General features: G+C 46.4%; 13 protein-coding genes and 1 pseudogene. 3 read left to right on the forward strand and 11 right to left on the reverse strand.

All coding sequences use genetic code 11. The annotated features are described in order from the left end of the window. Positions 1-114 precede the first annotated feature (114 nt). From carB to FW758_RS03570, 8 genes and pseudogenes are all read right to left on the reverse strand, one after another. Positions 115-3339 carry a carbamoyl-phosphate synthase large subunit gene (carB, locus tag FW758_RS03535; protein WP_012197570.1) on the reverse strand — a complete coding sequence of 1075 codons (3225 nt, stop codon included), beginning with the start codon at positions 3337-3339 and terminating at the stop codon, positions 115-117. 27 nt (positions 3340-3366) lie between these two features. Continuing rightward, on the reverse strand, positions 3367-4527 hold the full coding sequence (gene carA, locus FW758_RS03540) for a glutamine-hydrolyzing carbamoyl-phosphate synthase small subunit (RefSeq protein ID WP_107403950.1): 1161 nt from the start codon (positions 4525-4527) through the stop codon (positions 3367-3369). Positions 4528-4695: 168 nt separating this feature from the next. Further along, positions 4696-5508, reverse strand: a complete 813-nt coding sequence (dapB, locus tag FW758_RS03545) for a 4-hydroxy-tetrahydrodipicolinate reductase (RefSeq protein ID WP_006082785.1) — start codon at positions 5506-5508, stop codon at positions 4696-4698. A gap of 71 nt (positions 5509-5579) precedes the next feature. Beyond that, on the reverse strand, positions 5580-6197 hold the full coding sequence (locus tag FW758_RS03550) for an FKBP-type peptidyl-prolyl cis-trans isomerase (RefSeq protein ID WP_006083907.1): 618 nt from the start codon (positions 6195-6197) through the stop codon (positions 5580-5582). Between the two features lie 217 nt (positions 6198-6414). Beyond that, positions 6415-7224: pseudogene (locus FW758_RS03555) on the reverse strand (M48 family metallopeptidase). A 575-nt stretch (positions 7225-7799) separates the two neighbouring features. Next, complete coding sequence (locus tag FW758_RS03560; protein WP_432329733.1) at positions 7800-8384, reverse strand: GNAT family N-acetyltransferase; 585 nt, start codon at positions 8382-8384, stop codon at positions 7800-7802. Between the two features lie 187 nt (positions 8385-8571). Then, a complete protein-coding gene (locus tag FW758_RS03565) occupies positions 8572-9903 on the reverse strand; it encodes a DEAD/DEAH box helicase (protein WP_446444650.1) in 1332 nt (443 codons plus the stop codon). Between the two features lie 156 nt (positions 9904-10059). Beyond that, complete coding sequence (locus tag FW758_RS03570) at positions 10060-10623, reverse strand: DUF4256 domain-containing protein (protein WP_311889876.1); 564 nt, start codon at positions 10621-10623, stop codon at positions 10060-10062. A 319-nt stretch (positions 10624-10942) separates the two neighbouring features. Here FW758_RS03570 and FW758_RS03575 point away from each other — a divergent pair, with 319 nt between their 5' ends. Beyond that, positions 10943-11221, forward strand: coding sequence for a DNA polymerase III subunit epsilon (locus FW758_RS03575; RefSeq protein WP_173243176.1), 279 nt, complete (start codon positions 10943-10945; stop codon positions 11219-11221). 183 nt (positions 11222-11404) lie between these two features. Next, positions 11405-11527, forward strand: coding sequence for a hypothetical protein (locus FW758_RS03580; protein WP_446444651.1), 123 nt, complete (start codon positions 11405-11407; stop codon positions 11525-11527). Positions 11528-11621: 94 nt separating this feature from the next. Here the strand turns inward: FW758_RS03580 and FW758_RS03585 are convergent, their stop codons facing one another. The 3 genes from FW758_RS03585 to dnaK all read right to left on the reverse strand — a co-directional run bounded on the left by FW758_RS03585 (position 11622) and on the right by dnaK (position 17066). Continuing rightward, a complete protein-coding gene (locus FW758_RS03585; RefSeq protein ID WP_446444652.1) occupies positions 11622-13340 on the reverse strand; it encodes a DUF262 domain-containing protein in 1719 nt (572 codons plus the stop codon). A gap of 562 nt (positions 13341-13902) precedes the next feature. Next, positions 13903-15036, reverse strand: coding sequence for a molecular chaperone DnaJ (gene dnaJ / locus FW758_RS03590; RefSeq protein WP_006082793.1), 1134 nt, complete (start codon positions 15034-15036; stop codon positions 13903-13905). 110 nt (positions 15037-15146) lie between these two features. Continuing rightward, entirely contained in the window at positions 15147-17066 is a 1920-nt protein-coding gene (gene dnaK / locus FW758_RS03595; RefSeq protein ID WP_446444653.1) for a molecular chaperone DnaK, read from the reverse strand. A gap of 288 nt (positions 17067-17354) precedes the next feature. Here dnaK and FW758_RS03600 point away from each other — a divergent pair, with 288 nt between their 5' ends. Then, positions 17355-18281: a DMT family transporter gene (locus FW758_RS03600; protein ID WP_432372207.1), complete on the forward strand. Its 927-nt coding sequence runs from the start codon at positions 17355-17357 to the stop codon at positions 18279-18281. Positions 18282-18298: the final 17 nt, after the last annotated feature.

The following is an 18298-nucleotide window of genomic DNA, read 5'->3' on the forward strand; positions in this document are numbered from 1 at the left end:
AAGTAACCCAATAAAACAAATTCAAGAATTGAGCAAGACAGACACGGGCCTAAATAATAAGGCCGCATAACCTAAGTTATGCGGCCCTCTCATTCACGGCATTAACCCTGTGGCTTATTTAGCCAGTACGCGCAGATGCAGTTCTTGTACTGACGTCACATTAGTACGATCATCAGCGGCATGGGCCATACACGTGGCGAATGCAGCGTTCATGGTCGTCGTGTAGTTCACTTTGTAACGCAGTGCACCGCGGCGCAATTGACGAGAATCTTCAATCGCTTGGCGACCTTCGGTAGTGTTCACGATATAAGTGTATTCACCATTCTTGATGCGATCGAGAATGTGTGGACGACCTTCGTGTACCTTGTTCACTAAACGTGGGTTGATACCCGCTTCGCCAAGGATAATCGCAGTACCGTGAGTGGCATCGATTTGGTAACCGAGCTCGATTAACTTAGCCGCTAAATCGGCAACGCGTTTCTTATCGCTGTTACGCACAGACAATAATGCACGGCCTGACTTAGGCACCTCAGAAGTCGCACCTAACTGCGCCTTAGCATAGGCTTCGGCGAACGTATCGCCCACGCCCATGACTTCACCGGTAGAGCGCATTTCTGGGCCTAACAGTGGGTCAACACCTGGGAACTTATTAAATGGCAACACCACTTCTTTCACTGAGTAGAAAGGTGGGATCACTTCTTTAGTGAAGTTTTGCGACGTTAAGCTTTGACCCGCCATCACACGCGCGGCGATCTTAGCTAAAGGCACACCAGTCGCTTTGGACACGAATGGCACAGTACGGGCAGCACGTGGGTTAACTTCAATCATATAGATTTCGTTATCTTTCACGGCGAACTGTACGTTCATCAGGCCGACAACACCGAGTTCCATCGCCAACTTGCCGACTTGAACGCGCATACGATCTTGGATTTCTTGGCTTAGCGTGTATGGCGGCAGCGAACAACCTGAGTCACCTGAGTGAACACCCGCTTGTTCGATATGCTCCATAATCGCGCCAATCACCACGATTTCACCGTCGCACACAGCATCGATATCCACTTCAATCGCATCATCTAAGAAACGATCGAGCAATACAGGCGACGCATTCGATACGCTCACGGCTTCGTTGAAGTAACGCAGTAAATCTTGCTTGTCGTAGACGATTTCCATCGCGCGGCCGCCAAGTACATAGGATGGACGCACAACTAACGGATAACCGATACGCTCAGCGGCAATCACAGCACCTTCAACCGTAGTCACGGTATCGTTTTCAGGCTGCTTCATCTCTAAGCGTTGAATCGCTTGTTGGAAACGCTCACGGTCTTCGGCGCGGTCGATTGCATCTGGGCTAGTACCAATGACAGGTACGCCAGCGGCTTCTAAGGCACGGGCCAATTTCAATGGCGTTTGACCACCGTACTGCACGATAACGCCTTTTGGCTTCTCGATACGGACGATTTCTAGTACGTCTTCCAGTGTGACGGGTTCGAAGTACAGACGGTCAGACGTGTCGTAATCAGTTGAAACGGTTTCAGGGTTACAGTTCACCATGATGGTTTCATAACCGTCTTCACGTAGCGCTAACGCCGCGTGTACACAGCAATAATCGAACTCGATACCTTGACCGATACGGTTTGGCCCGCCACCTAACACCATGATTTTGTCACGGGTCGATGGGTTAGCTTCACATTCCTCTTCGTACGTTGAGTACATGTAAGCTGTGTCTGTTGCAAACTCAGCCGCACAGGTATCCACACGCTTGTAGACTGGGTGCAGGTCAAACTTGTCACGCAGCTTACGCACTTCGGCTTCGTTCACGCCTAATACATCGGCCAGACGCGCATCGGCAAAACCTTTACGTTTTAGTTTGCGCAGTAAGTCGATATCCAGACCCGCTAGACCCGCGTCAGCAACAACACCTTCAAGCTGAACCAGTTCTTCGATTTGTACCAGGAACCAAGGGTCGATATTGGTCAGCTTAAAAATTTCATCTAAGCTCAAACCCGCACGCATCGCATCGGCTATGTACCAAATACGGTCGCAACCAGGCTCTTTCAGCTCAAGGCGAATACGCGCCATCGCTTCAGGCTTAGACATGTCAGTGATAGGGTCTAAACCGTTACGGTTAACTTCTAAACCACGTAAGGCTTTTTGCAGTGACTCTTGGAAAGTACGGCCAATCGCCATCACTTCACCCACAGATTTCATCTGTGTGGTTAAGCGATCATTGGCGCCAGCAAACTTTTCAAAGTTAAAGCGTGGTACTTTAGTCACAACGTAATCGATAGCAGGCTCGAATGACGCTGGCGTGCGACCGCCAGTGATGTCGTTCATCAGCTCATCAAGGGTGAAACCAACCGCTAACTTAGCGGCGATTTTCGCAATCGGGAAACCCGTTGCCTTTGATGCCAATGCTGAAGAGCGCGATACACGTGGGTTCATCTCGATGATAACCATACGGCCATCTTTCGGGTTGATACCAAACTGTACGTTCGAACCGCCGGTCTCAACACCAATCTCACGCAGTACGGCCATAGAGGCGTTACGCATGATTTGGTATTCTTTGTCTGTCAGGGTTTGTGCTGGCGCAACGGTAATAGAGTCGCCAGTATGTACACCCATAGGATCGAAGTTTTCGATGGCGCAGACGATAATGCAGTTATCGTTGCGGTCACGGACCACTTCCATCTCGTATTCTTTCCAACCGATCAGTGATTCGTCGATCAGCAGTTCACTCGTTGGCGATAACTCTAAGCCCTGTGAACAGATCTCTTCGAACTCTTCCTTGTTGTAGGCGATACCGCCGCCCGAGCCACCCATAGTAAAGGATGGACGGATAATACAAGGGAAACCCACTTGATCGAGTACGCCGTAAGCTTCTTCCATGTTGTGGGCAATACCCGCACGTGGACAGTCAAGACCGATACTTTTCATCGCTTTATCAAAGCGGCTACGGTCTTCAGCTTTATCGATGGCATCGGCGGTCGCGCCAATCATCTCGACGTTAAATTCTTTCAGTACGCCTTTAGCTTCGAGTTCTAATGCGCAGTTCAGTGCGGTTTGGCCGCCCATGGTTGGCAGAATCGCGTCTGGGCGTTCTTTAGCAATAATGTTACGGACCACTTCCCAGTGAATCGGCTCGATATAAGTGGCATCGGCCATTTCTGGGTCAGTCATAATGGTGGCAGGGTTAGAGTTCACCAGAATGACACGGTAGCCTTCTTCACGCAGCGCTTTACAAGCCTGTGCGCCAGAATAGTCAAATTCACATGCCTGACCAATCACGATTGGGCCGGCGCCTAGGATAAGAATACTCTTTATATCTGTACGTTTTGGCATTGCTTCTCTCTTCTCCTAGCTAGCGTACTACTTGGCGTTCTGACGGTATTGTTCAATAAGCTCGATAAAGTGATCGAACAGCGGGGCGGCATCGTTCGGGCCTGGGCTCGCTTCAGGGTGACCTTGGAAGCTGAACGCAGGTTTGTCCGTAAGATGGATACCTTGCAGTGAACCATCAAACAGCGACTTATGCGTCACCTTAATGTTGGCGGGTAGCGTGGTTTCATCGGCAGCAAAACCGTGATTTTGGCTGGTGATCATCACGTTACCTTTCTCGATGTTGCTCACTGGGTGGTTTGCACCATGGTGACCAAACTTCATCTTTAAGGTTTTTGCACCTGAGGCCAGAGCCAACAACTGATGACCTAAACAGATACCGAAAATCGGTGTGTCGGTTTTCAGGATCTGTTGAATTGCTTCAATCGCGTAATCGCATGGTTCTGGATCGCCAGGGCCGTTCGAAAGGAACACACCATCGGGATTCATCGCCAGCACGTCGGCGGCAGAGGTTTTAGCTGGTACAACAGTGACGTCGCAACCGCGGTCCACTAACATACGCAGAATGTTTTGCTTAACGCCGTAGTCGTAGGCTACTACTTTGTATTTAAGCTCATTTGCTGGCGTATCTGCAGGTAAACCGCCCACTAAACGCCAGCTACCTTTGCGCCATGGATAGGCAGCTTTAGTTGTGACTTCTTTAGCGAGATCCATGCCTTTTAAACCGGGGAAGGCTTTGGCAGCGGCGAGCGCTTTTGCTTCGTCTAAGTCTGCACCAGCCATAATACAACCGGCTTGTGCACCTTTTTCACGGAGAATACGAGTTAACTTGCGGGTATCGATATCTGCTATGCCAACGACATTGTTCGCTTTGAGATAATCACTTAAGCTTTGTTGATTACGGAAACTACTTGCGATGAGCGGAAGATCACGAATGATAAGACCACAAGCGTGAACCCCATCGGATTCAACATCTTCATCATTGGTACCAGTGTTGCCTATGTGTGGGTAGGTTAATGTTACAATCTGGCGAGAGTAGGATGGATCAGTTAAAATTTCTTGGTAACCTGTCATGGAAGTGTTAAAAACAACTTCACCAACAGAGAGACCATCGGCACCAATTGCTGTGCCAGAGAATACAGTTCCATCTTCGAGTACGAGTAAGGCAGACTTTGTCAACGCGACCTCCATAAAGAGCCAAGCCACTGAAATATAATGTTTTTATGTTCTATTAAGATACCAATTTCCGCTAATTTACGAAATTTTGACAAATTCCAGCGAGTTTACAGGAAAAACGCGAAACCGTCCACCCATTGGTATATGGGTGCAAAAAAAAACGCCATATCGGCGTTTTTAATATTAATGCAAACCTAAAACCTGCTGCATATCATACAAGCCCGGTTTTTGCTCCACTAGCCAGTGGGCGGCACGCATAGCGCCGTTAGCAAAGGTCATACGACTCGAGGCTTTATGGGTGATCTCTAAACGCTCACCGATATCGGCAAACATCGCAGTGTGTTCACCGACTAAGTCACCGGCACGAATGGTTGCAAAACCTATGGTTTCACGATCACGTTCACCCGTGATCCCTTCGCGGCCATACACGGCACATTTCTCAAGATCGCGACCTAAGGTCTTAGCAATCACTTCACCCATTTTAAGGGCTGTGCCCGACGGCGCATCTTTTTTGTGTCTGTGGTGACCTTCGATAATTTCGATATCCGTGTAATCACCCATGACTTCGGCAGCCAGTTCGAGTAATTTCCACATCAGGTTGACACCCACAGACATGTTCGGCGCCATCACTACCGGCGTTTGCTCGGCAAAGGCATTGATCTGTTCTTTTTGAGCATGATTGAAACCGGTTGTGCCAATCACCATGGCTTTCTTGTGGCGCACACACCAATCTAAATGGACAATACTGGCGTCTGGCGCAGTGAAATCAATCAAGACATCAAAATCATCGGTCGCGTAATCCAGCGAATCCATGATCATGACCTTTAATTTACCCACACCAGCTAGCTCACCCGCATCCACGCCCACTAAACTAGAGCCTGCGCGCTCAATAGCGGCACCCAGCAATATATGGTCGTGATTGTAAGCCGCTTCAATAAGAGTGCGTCCCATACGACCACCGGCACCGACGATTGCCACTCTCACTTGTCCACTCATTTCAATCTCCTCAATCTTTCTTTGTCTTCCATAAGAAAACGCCTAAGACAGGCTTAGGCGTTTTATCAATATTAGATGATATCTAATAATTCAACTTCGAATACCAAAGTTGAATAAGGAGGAATTGATGCCCCCGCGCCGCGCTCACCGTAAGCTAAGTGATGTGGCACAAATAATTTCAACTTAGTGCCAACTGGCATCAGTTGCAGTGCTTCAGTCCAGCCAGCGATAACGCCAGATACTGGGAACTCAGCAGGTTGACCACGAACCACAGAGCTATCGAACACATCACCATTGATGAAAGAACCATGGTAGTGAGTACGCACTGTATCTTCGTAAGTTGGAGTAGCACCGTCACCTTGGACTAATACTTCGAACTGCAGACCAGAGTCAGTCACAGTCACGCCATCACGCTTAGCATTTTCCGCTAAAAACGCATCGCCTTCAGCAGACGCAGCTGCAGCAGCTTGCTCTTGAGCAGCTTGAATACGACCGCTGATTTCAGTGAAAGCAACTTGCAGATCTTGCATAGACACAGCACTTTCTAAACCGGCAAACGCATCGGCTAAACCCGCTTGAACGGCTGGAATATCCACACCATCAAAAGAATTGGCGGCCAGTTGCTCACCCATTTGACGACCTACACCGTAGCTTGCTTGCTGTTCAACAGTACTGAATTTATCAGACATAATTAACGACTCTCAATTTATCAGTGGAATTTTGCGCGCCAGTTTACCATAGTTCAGCGAGCTATGCTGATAAACTGACTGCTTATTTAACTCAGGCGGCTTTTTTACACACTTATTGCGTATTTATCCAAAAGCGTAAATAGGCTAATGACGTATACAGGCCAGAAAACAACCGCTAACACTCAACCAAATGGCACTTCGCTATGCAGCGTTCAGCTTATTTCGGCGCCACACATTGATTCTTCACTTGGGTTTTCGCACTGGCATAGAGTGGCTGCATCTGCCCTTGCAGTTGTTGCAACTGAGCGATACGGTTACTGTTCGAAGGATGGGTCGATAATAATTCTGGCCCCTGACTGCCGCCCGCCTTCGACATGTTCTGCCATAACGCCACGCTTTGCGCCGGATCAAAACCGGCCCGCGCCATCAACTCTAACCCCATGATGTCGGCTTCGCTCTCTTGAGCGCGGCCAAAGGGCAGTATTACCCCGACCTGAGCGCCTAATCCCAAGGCCGACATATATAAGTCACGATTCGACACACCACTCGCCCCTAGCGCCGCATCGGCTATTTGCATACCGACGCCCGTTAGCTGCCCACGGGAAACCTGCTCGTTACCATGTTGCGCCAACACGTGCGCCACTTCATGACCGAGCACAGTGGCAAGCTGATCAGGGCCATTAGCGACCTTAAGCAATCCGCTATAGACACCAATATGGCCACCCGGCAGTGCAAAGGCGTTTACTTGTTCTGAGTCAAACAAAACTACATCCCAGCGCTGGGTTTGGTCTGGCAATACTGCCGTCACCCGATTGGCGACACAATTCACGTATTGCGTCAGCTTTTTATCGCTACTCACCTTTTGCTGCTTTTTCATCTCTTCAAAAGAAGCATCGCCCATCTGCTGCATCTGCGCCGCAGAAAAGAGCAAGGTTTGTCCCCGCCCCGTTGGCGATTGCGTGGTCGCGCAGGCGGATCATCCGAGCACGACCGCCAAACCTACTAAGCCTAAACGCATTGATTTCATCTGGCATTCCTTACATCCCCTGACGGGCGTGAAGATCTTTGAGCCAACATGGGCTCAACTAATGGAAAGATTTTACTGAGATAGACAAGATAAGCCAAATGGGATTGGGCATTCTGCTTGGCTTCATACTCTACACCAAGTACAAAACCCGCAGGTCAATGGCTCATGCAAAAGTCGGACTTTAACGACCTAAACCGTTACGGCTAGATTTTTAAGCCTGTATTAGATTAAGTTAGCTATCTGTCTTTATTAAATAAACTCTTTACCATCATGTATTTCATCGCAATCGCGAACCTATGTATAACTATTCTGTTAGTCGTTCAATTTAAAAATTTTGCTAAAATCCAGCGTCACGTTGAAAAGTATTATCCAGAAGAATGGCATAAAGCTTCGGCGAATCCGATGAAAACCCGACTCAGAACAGCCAGAAGCGCCTACATTCACGAGTCACTACAACATGGCTTTCTCTCTACACAAGATGATCCAAGGCTTAGTCAATTTACCCGAAATGAAAAACGCATTAGCTACCTTTGTGCTGTTATTCTTTTATGCGGTTTTGTTTTTGCCTTGGTTTATTAATACTCTTCTTTTAACAAGGCGTAGAGATACTCATCGCCCCACGCGCCCTTAAAGAAGATGTTTTTCACATAATGGGCTTCGCGCCTAAAGTGGAGTTTTTCGAGTAAGCGACAGCTGGCAAGATTTTGTGCGTCTGTGATCGCAATAACGCGATGCTTATGTAATTCAATGAAGAGGTAATCCAGTAATGCGCTGACGGCCTCAAAAGCGACATGTTTACCTTGATGCTCAGGCGCAATCGTAAAGCCGATTTCCACCTGCTGCTCATCAATAAAGTGCAGCGCCAGATCGCCAACGAGCGCGGTCGGTGTTGCTCCCGACGCGGCAGTGACAATCGCAAGTTGAAACCATGTATCCGCCGCACCAAATTGCGCATAATCCATATTCTCGAATAGATCGACTGCATCGCTATAGCGGTAATCCGTCCAGCTTTGATATTGGGCGACCTTAGGGTCGGCTCGATAGGCGGTAAAAGCCTCAAGATCCGCTCGCTGGAATGGCCTAAGTACAAAGTGCTCAGTCGTTAAACCGTTATTCACCACTTTATGAAGTGCTTTGCTTAACGCCAATGTCGATGCCATAACTTGGCTCCCTTAATGTCAATAAGTCACTACGTTACACCCAGAGCGAAAGCGTTAACAGCAGCCAATGCGCTTTATTCTGTTATCGGTTTAGTGATAGCTGCGCGCCAAGCTTGGATGCTATGAATCGCTTCACTCTTTGCTTGAGGATGGCATCACTCTAGCTTCACTATGAATAGCCTCAAGCTCAGCGCTTACCTTTAAACTCTTTGGCGCTATGCTTATTGATGCTACGGCGATTCGCCTGTTTATCACGTGGTGGTCGCTTACGCTCAACCTTGCTATCTGCGGTGCCATCACTGGTATTTTCACTAGGCTTATCCGTTACCGGAAAGTCAGCCAATAATGCCAGCGGTAACTCCCGTGCGGTCAAGCTGCGGATCGCCGTTAAAGTTGCCATTTCACTGTGGCACACGAGGGAAATCGCCAGCCCTTTTTCGCCAGCGCGCGCGGTGCGGCCAATGCGGTGCACGTACACAGGCGCACTCATGGGCAAATCCAAATTGATGACCACAGGCAAGGCATCGACATGAATGCCGCGCGCCATCAAGTCAGTCGCCACTAATACTTGAATGCGATTAGCTTTAAAGTCGGCCAAGGTTTGGCTGCGCACGCTTTGATCTTTTTCACCGTGCAGCGCGGCGACTTTCATCCCCGCTTTGGCGAGCCGTTTAGCAACGGCATCGGCATCATCACGGGCGCTGATAAACACCAACACCTGCGGCCATTGATATTGTTTTAACAACGCAATCAGTGCCTGTGCTTTACTGCCCTTGTTGACTAAATAGAGTTGTTCTTCGATTTCAGCAGCCACTGAATTCACCTTGTGGGCTTCGACCCGTAACGGCTGATTCACCAGCAGCTTGCCCGCCAATGTATCCAACGCCTCGGGCAAGGTGGCGGAAAACAACGAGGTTTGCTTAAGCTTCGGCATAAACGCCATCAGCTTTTGCACATCGGGCCAGAACCCCATTTCCAGCAGGCGGTCGGCTTCATCCAGCGCAAGATGTTTTATCGAATCGAGGCTGATGTGGGACTGTTTGCATAAATCCAGTAAACGCCCGGGGGTTGCCACTAACACCTGCGGCTTGGCAGTGAGTTCGGCCAATTGGTCTTCCAATGCGACCCCGCCACACAGAAGCTGAATGTTCAACGAAGTCGATAACTGACTCGCCACGGTTTGCAGCGCCTCAGTCACTTGCAGCGCTAATTCCCGTGTAGGCACCAGCACTAACGCCAGCGCATTTGAGGGCGGCACAGACTTAGCACCCTGTAACTGTGTTTGCTGTTGCAATAAAAGTTGTTGTAGAAGTGGTAAACCAAAAGCTAAGGTTTTCCCGCTACCGGTTTGTGCTAAGGCTAACAAATCCCGTCCCGCAAGAATGGCCGGAATCGCCAGTTGCTGCACCTTTGTCGGATGTTTAAGACTTGCAGGTAAAACCTCAAGTAACGCCGAATTTAAGCCAAGCTCAGCAAAAGTTAACGACTCAGGGGAAGAAGAAAGCTCGGGAAAGGTCATCACAACACCGGATCAAAACATGGGAGCGAAAGTTTACGCAGAGTCGAGTGGGATTACCAATATTGCTTGTATCAATCGAGATCAAAGTTAGCAGTCCCTTTTGACTCACTCATTTCACTGATTCATTTATCTCGCTAAGACTTGCTCGTGCAAGCACTAAACTAATAATCGAGTCCGAAAACCCCGCACGGCATAATAAGAGTCTGCACCATTATGATAAGTAAATACTTTGCCATAACGTCGATCACAGAAAATCGCCCCGCCTTGAGCCCTAATATCTTTTGGCGTGTCTACCCAACTTGAGGTTTTAGTATCAAACTCGCCTAAGGTTTGTAACTCACGATATTGCGCCTCGGTCAGCATTTGTGCCCCCATTTGCACCGCCAGTTCCAGTGCACTGCCGACGGGTTTATTTTTCTTGCGCGCCTCGAGCGCTGCTTTGTCATAACAAAGACTGCGCCGTTCCGCAGGGCTTTGCGCCGCGCAATCTACAAAAATAAATTTGCCCGTATTCGCATCAATCCCCACCACATCTGGCTCGCCGCCTGTGTGTTCCATCCAATGCAGCGCATTTTGGATTTGCGTATCACTTTGCAAAATACTGGCCTCAACTTCAGCCCACGAAATCCCTTGATGGTGCAACCTATTTGCCGCAAACCTTGACGCCAGCTTTGCCAGCAATTCGCTTAAGAGTAAATCATTCACCGTTATTTTCCCCATGACTTCCCTGCCCTTGGTTTGTTATCGAAAATCCCCCCCCAATGGACCATAAACTGTTTTAGCATAACCTAAGATAGTCAAACCACAGTAAAATGCACAGGCCTGATTTACTCGGACCATGAGCAAGAATAAAGCAAGTTTTAACATAAAGTGCACTAATAACATTCTGTTTTGGATTGGCGCATTTTACCGCGCAGATTTAATGCCAGCTTATGGTAGAATCCCGCACAATCAGCTTTATGAATGTGCAACACAACTCATTTGTTTAACTGAACGTAGTGGAACACTACCGTGATTAACTAAATGAGGAGAACAGATTATGAGTAAGTTAAATGCCGAAGAACGTAAAGCCCGCGATAACGCCCGTTTTTCACAACGCGTCGATGAACGCCGCACAAAAGGCGAAGACGTGGTCGCCTACGTACTGGGCAACAAGCTCGCGTTTAAGTTTCTGACTAAACCAGAGAGACACGAATTTAAACAAAGAGAAGCCGCACTTGAAGAAGAAGCCAAGCTTAAAAAGCAGCAAGCGTTTCAGCTTAAAACCGAGCAAGAGTTAGAGAAAGCCGAAGCCGCATTTACTGATACTGAAGAGTAAAAACTCTTAGGTTTCCAAACTTCGTTTGGATTTTCGAATCGAAATCAAAGTCAAAATCAACGTCGTGGGGCTTCACCCCACACCCGACCAAAAGGGGAAAAGCGCCTGTTCCCCTTTTGGAAATCCCCCGGCGTCCCTAGCGAAGTTACATGCATTAATTACTGGCCTTGGTCTTATGGATAAATGGCTATCGCTTCCGATGGTACATCCTGTACCCCGAAAGCTAGCCAGTCATCCATGACCGGACTCACGCAATTTATTCCAACGCCCCGCGGCAACTTCGCAGGGGAAGGTGAATACCTGTGATTGCAATGTTAATATTTAACATCAAAAGAGTTCTGCCTATCCTATTTTTTACTCTTTATTTTACTAAAAATATTTAAAAACAGCATCTTACATATTAAAGAGCAATTAAAGAATAAATAAATCTAGCAATCAGCTTTGCTCGTTTTTCTACATCAACAGGCTCTAAATTAGATGATGTCAAAAAATTTTGTTCTAACGGATAGTTGAACCCTCTTAGTAACTCAATTTTTTCTTTAGGACTATTATCTTTTAGCTTACGTCCATTTGTTTTCTCATCAATTAAAATTAAGTTTCCAATATTCCCAACAATCACTGATGGACAACCATTTTTTAACTGAGCCTCAGGAATTATATGTTCTATCGTCAAATTCAAATGATTAATATCAAGACCATTTGAATGTTTCCCTAAAAGCTTACATAAAATATATTTTATGACTGTTTTATCTTTAGTCCTATTTGACAGATAATTTAAATCAATAAATTTAACTTCAAACTCTTCATATGAAGGAATTTTCTCACCGAGCTTTCGCGTGAGACTAGATAATATTTTTTGTATCTGATCATTTGTTTCTGCTTTTGATAACTCAATTGCATGTTGAGAGTACATTGTGGCAATACTCCCCGATGACCGTTGCTGCGTTATAGCATTAAACAAAAAATGAAAATGTTCAATCTTTTCAAGCATTGTTCTAAGCTGCTTGTTTGTAATTCGTTTTTCTGTATAAGCAGATAGTAATGATAAGACAAATGAAGATTGTTGTTTAACTTTGAAACTATTAAGTGCATTTAATGAATTTTTTACATCATACAACTCCCTAGTCCACGATGATGTTTCTGGACTTAGCATTAAACAATAGTTATGTGCAGAACTATTCAAATCCTGTAGTAACTCCCTAGCATTATCAGTATGTTTCAATACATACTGCTTTATGCTTGAAAACAACTTCTTATCAGTACAATACTCATATTTAGAAATCCAATAGTGAAGAAGAAATGTATCAACAATATTAATATCAGACATATCATCAAACTTCTTAACTAATCCATTCCAAGCTTCTTTTGGAGTGTCTAGTCTTCTATTGGTTGATTTTATAGTCTTTAATATTAGATTTTTAACCAAATCAGATGTTTTTAGATCTCGCCCCCTTGCATTAAGAGTTTCAAAAATTAAATAAGCATCATCCTCATTATCTAACTGGATAAACACCAGTTTCAAAGAAAGAAACTTATCACGTAATTCTTTTAGTTTTAATACAGATTCCTCAGTCGAGAACATATTCAATTGCGGACTATAAATCTCATTCAATGGTATATGTTCCAATAGCTTAAGATTTAAAGTATCATAGGCAAGTTTTAAATTTGACTCTTCAACTCCTATATCACATTCAAGTTCAATCTTATCTCTGCATCCTTTAAATGTTTGAATGTAATTTTGCAAGTATGGAAAAGATGTTTCAGTGTTAAGAACGAACTCATTCTCAAAGTCATTATTAGGTGTTTCAATAAACTGATGGATACCTTTAGCAAGGTTAGTCTCACCTAACAGTAAAAAAGCATCACGAATGACTGATAGCACTACTGTTATAGTTGTCAACCGTTGTTGACCATCCACTATGCCAAAGTATGGTTTACGAGTCTGGTAGACGACCATTGAGCCAATGAAGTAGTTGTCACTTGTATCACTAATTATATCATTCCAAAAGTTTTCAACCTCTTCTCTCCCCCAAGAGTATGGACGTTGGAACTTAGGGATTTGGAAATAACCTGATGAGAAAATATCTTGAATTTCCTTATCATTCGCTTCAATTTTCACTAAATTAATCCTTTAGAAGTTTTCTCAAGCTAAACTATATCATAGTGAATTAACGCTTCCACTTTATCTAATCCGAAAAATCGGCCACGTATTGTTTTTAAGCCTTTAAAATTTACCGATAACTTCAGAGTCTAAGGAATACACCTCCCCTCGGAGTTGCCGCAGGGCGAATAGGCAAATTGCGTGAGTCTTGCCATGGATGGCAAGCTAGCTTTCGCAGGTGCAGGGACGCATCCTTCGGAAGCGATAGCAAATTTGCCAATGAGCACAAGGGGCTTTCAACTCCGTTGGGGGCGTCATGGAGCATCCAAGGAGGATAGGACGAGCAGTCCTCCTTGGTCGGGTGTGGGGTGAAGCCCCACGACTTTGACTTTTCTTTTAGAAATAAAAAACTAATCTGATGCTTAAGCCTTACTAGCGCAGAATCAAAAGCCATATTCATGGTCAAAACTCTATCAAAATGTATTTGCCAAAATTTAAATATAAAAAAGCCCCGCAGTGCTAAACACTGCGGGGCTTCATTCATCTAGTGCGCAGCTAGCCGCTGCGCCACTAGACCAAGTTAGCTATTCAGATCTTGAAAGAACTTTTTCACGCCATCGAAAAAGCCCTCAGCCTTTGGGCTGTGCTTCTTTGACTCACCGGTTAAGGTGGCTTCAAATTCGCGTAACAGTTCTTTTTGACGATCGTTTAAGTTAACTGGGGTTTCCATAACCACTTTGCAGAGCAAGTCACCTACCGCATGGCTGCGAACCGACTTGACGCCTTTGCCACGTAAACGGAACATACGGCCCGTTTGCGTTTCGGCTGGGATCTTCAGGCTGACTTTACCATCCAGTGTTGGCACTTCAATCTCACCGCCTAAGGCCGCTTTACTGAAGGATATCGGCACTTCGCAGTAAAGGTTGTTGCCATCACGGACGAAAATCGCATGCTCACGCACACTGACCTGAACGTATAAATCCCCTGCTGGCGCGCCAAACTCACCCGCTTCGCCTTCACCCGCTAAACGAATACGGTCACCCGTATCAACGCCGGCTGGGATCTTAACCGATAAGGTTTTGCTCTTTTCAACACGGCCATCGCCATGACACTTAGTGCAAGGATCTTTGATGATCTTGCCGCGGCCATGACAGGTTGGACAAGGCTGTTGCACCGCAAAGAAACCTTGGCGCATTTGCACTTGGCCTTGACCATGACAGGTGCCACAGGTGGTTGCAGAGGTGCCTTTTTTCGCGCCGCTGCCTTCACACAGATCGCAAGTCGCCAGTGTTGGAATCCGCAGTTCTTTGGTTAAGCCTTTAACGGCTTCTTCCAGTGATAACTCTAGGTTGTAACGTAAATCTGAGCCGCGGGCCGCTTGGCGTTGACCGCCACGACGTCCACCGCCGAAAATATCGCCAAAGACATCACCGAAAATATCACCGAAATCGCCTTGACCACCACCGTAACCACCGCCACCGCGATTAGGATCCACACCCGCATGACCAAATTGGTCGTAGGCCGCTTTTTTGTCGGCGTCGGTTAGGATCTCGTAGGCTTCTTTAATTTCTTTAAAGTTAGCTTCTGCGGTTTTGTCGCCTGGGTTGCGATCTGGGTGAAATTTCATGGCCAGACGTTTGTAGGCCTTTTTAATTTCACGTTCGCTAGTGTCACGACTGACACCTAATACTTCGTAATAATCTCGCTTTGACATAATCTCATGCTTCTCAGCTGGTGTTGAACAAACGGGCGTTAGGGTTGCCCCGTAACGCCCGCCTAGAAATTAACGCTTTGAAATCAATCTATTTGATTGAAAACAAGTCATTATTTCTTGTCGTCTTTCACTTCTTCGAATTCAGCATCGACAACGTCATCGGCAGTCGCGTTAGCCTGTTTGCCCGCGTCGGCATTGTCGCCGCCTTGAGCTTGAGACTTAGCTTGAGCGATTTCCATCAGCTTAGCAGATGCTTCGATCAGTTCTTGAGTTGCCTTTTCAATGGCTTCTTTGTCATTGCCTTTGATAGCAGTGTCAACAGCATCCATCGCAGCTTGGATTTTCTCTTTATCTTCGCTTGGCAGTGCATCGCCCGCTTCTTCAACTTGTTTCTTAGTTGCGTGAACTAAGCCGTCAGCTTGGTTGCGTGATTGCACTAACTCTTCAAACTTCTTGTCTTCATCTGCGTGAGCTTCGGCATCACGTACCATTTGCGCCACTTCTTCTTCGCTTAAGCCAGAAGATGCTTTGATGGTGATGTTTTGTTTCTTGCCGGTTTTCTTGTCTGTAGCAGACACATGCAGAATACCGTCGGCATCGATGTCGAACATCACTTCAATTTGTGGCTGGCCACGTTGTGCTGGCTCAATACCGTCTAAGTTGAACTGGCCTAATGACTTGTTCGCGCTCGCTTGCTTACGCTCACCTTGCAGTACGTGAATTGTCACTGCACTTTGGTTGTCATCGGCTGTTGAGAACACTTGCTGCGCCTTAGTAGGAATAGTGGTGTTCTTCTCAATCAACTTAGTCATCACGCTGCCCATGGTTTCGATACCAAGAGACAGTGGTGTTACGTCTAACAGTAATACGTCTTTCACGTCGCCTGACAGAACACCCGCTTGAATTGCAGCACCTACGGCTACCGCTTCGTCTGGGTTCACGTCTTTACGAGGTTCTTTGCCGAAGAAGTTTGTCACTGCTTCTTGAACCTTAGGCATACGTGTTTGACCACCCACTAGAATCACTTCGTTGATGTCTGTTACAGATAAATCTGCATCAGCCAGGGCAACTTTCAGTGGCTCTAATGTACGGATAATCAAGTCTTCAACCAGTGATTCCAATTTAGCACGAGTGATTTTAATCACTAAATGCTTAGGACCTGTTGCGTCTGCCGTGATGTATGGCAGGTTCACTTCAGTGTGGTTGGTGCTTGAAAGTTCAATTTTCGCTTTTTCTGCTGCTTCTTTCAGACGTTGCATTGCTAATGGATCTTTACGCAGATCTAAGCCTTGCTCTTTCTTGAATTCATCAGCTAAGTAGTTGATCAAACGGTTGTCAAAGTCTTCACCACCTAAGTGGGTGTCACCGTTGGTTGCCAACACTTCAAATGTTTGGTCGCCATCGTTGCTGTCGATTTCGATGATAGAGATATCGAATGTACCACCACCTAAATCGTATACCGCAACAATGTTGTCGCCTTGTTTCTTATCAATACCGTAGGCTAATGCTGCTGCCGTTGGTTCGTTGATAATACGTTTAACATCAAGACCTGCGATACGACCCGCATCTTTAGTCGCTTGACGTTGTGAATCGTTGAAGTATGCAGGAACAGTAATAACCGCTTCTGTTACTTCTTCACCTAAAAAGTCTTCTGCGGTTTTCTTCATCTTTTTCAAGATTTCTGCAGAAACTTGTGGTGGAGCCATCTTGTTGCCACGCGATTCAACCCATGCATCACCGTTGTCGGCTTGAATGATTTTGAATGGCATGATGTTCACGTCACGTTGGACTTCGTCATCTTTAAAGCGACGACCGATCAAACGCTTAATCGCGAAGAATGTGTTAGTTGGGTTAGTCACAGCTTGACGTTTTGCTGGCGAACCGACAATGGTTTCATCATCTGTATAAGCGATGATTGACGGGGTTGTGCGATCGCCTTCAGCGTTTTCTAACACACGTGCTTTGCCACCATCGAGGACAGCTACACAAGAGTTTGTTGTGCCTAAGTCGATACCAATAATTTTACCCATGAGGTCCTCCGAAAAATTTCATTCAATCTAAATTTGTTTAGTTGGTTTTGATATGGGGCTAGACGGTTGAAATATCAAGTCCATCGTTGGCCACCTTCTCTGCCTTGATACCTATATTGGGACAGGGAATTTAATTACAAGGGCGAACAAAAAAATTTTCTGATTTATCTTTCTCACATCTGCCGCGGGATAAAATATCCAAGCACATAAAATAGTCTTGCTTATCAACCCAAGCTGTTATTCAATCTGCCCACATTTGGCGGATGTTTATCCATGTAAGGTAGCAGAGTGAAGTCTTCGAATTTAGCGTACGTGTATGGCATGGCGGCGGTCTTCCTCTGGTCTACAGTGGCCACGGCCTTTAAGATTGCCTTGAGTTACTACACGCCACTGCAACTGGTGTTTGTTGCCGTGCTCACGTCGATTATTGCCCTTGGCGGTATCCTGGCTTGGCAAAAGAAGCTTTCCTTACTCACGCAACAGTTTTTGCGCCGCCCTGCATTTTATCTAATCACAGGGCTCATCAATCCCTTCCTTTATTATGTGGTGCTGTTTAAGGCGTATTCCTTACTGCCAGCGCAGCAAGCCTTGTCACTCAATTACACTTGGGCGGTATTGCTGCCGTTACTGGCTGCGCCTTTGTTAAAGCAACATTTGCGTAAGAGCGACATTGTTGCGGCGCTGATTGCCTACACTGGGGTGTTTATCATTGCCACCGGCGGCGATATCAGCGGCTTTAGTTTTGATAGCCCGCTCGGGATCGGCCTTGCCCTCACCAGCACCTTACTCTGGTGCCTATATTGGATCGTCAACACCAAAGATCAAGGCGATCCCGTGGTGAGTTTATTATTGAGTTTTCTTATCGGCTTACCTTTTATTGCCGTCACCTTAGTGCTGACAGATACCCTGCCCAGTTTTAGTCTTAAGGCGATATTTGCAGGTGTGTATGTGGGCTTATTTGAGATGGGCATTACCTTCGTGCTCTGGTTAATGGCGCTGAAAACCGCCACTCGTACCGCGAACATCAGCACTATGGTGTTTTTATCCCCTGTGATGTCGATTGGTTTTATCGCGTGGATTTTGCAAGAAACAATTGCGATGGCGACCTATCTCGGCCTAGCGTTTATTTTATCAGGGATGATGTTGCAACAACTTTGGCCCCGTTATACCGAGCGCAAAAGTAAGATAAGCCCAAAGCCAAAGCTCGCTGAATGATGGTTAAGAGATAGCTG

The organism is Shewanella sp. 1180_01 (genome assembly GCF_052850535.1).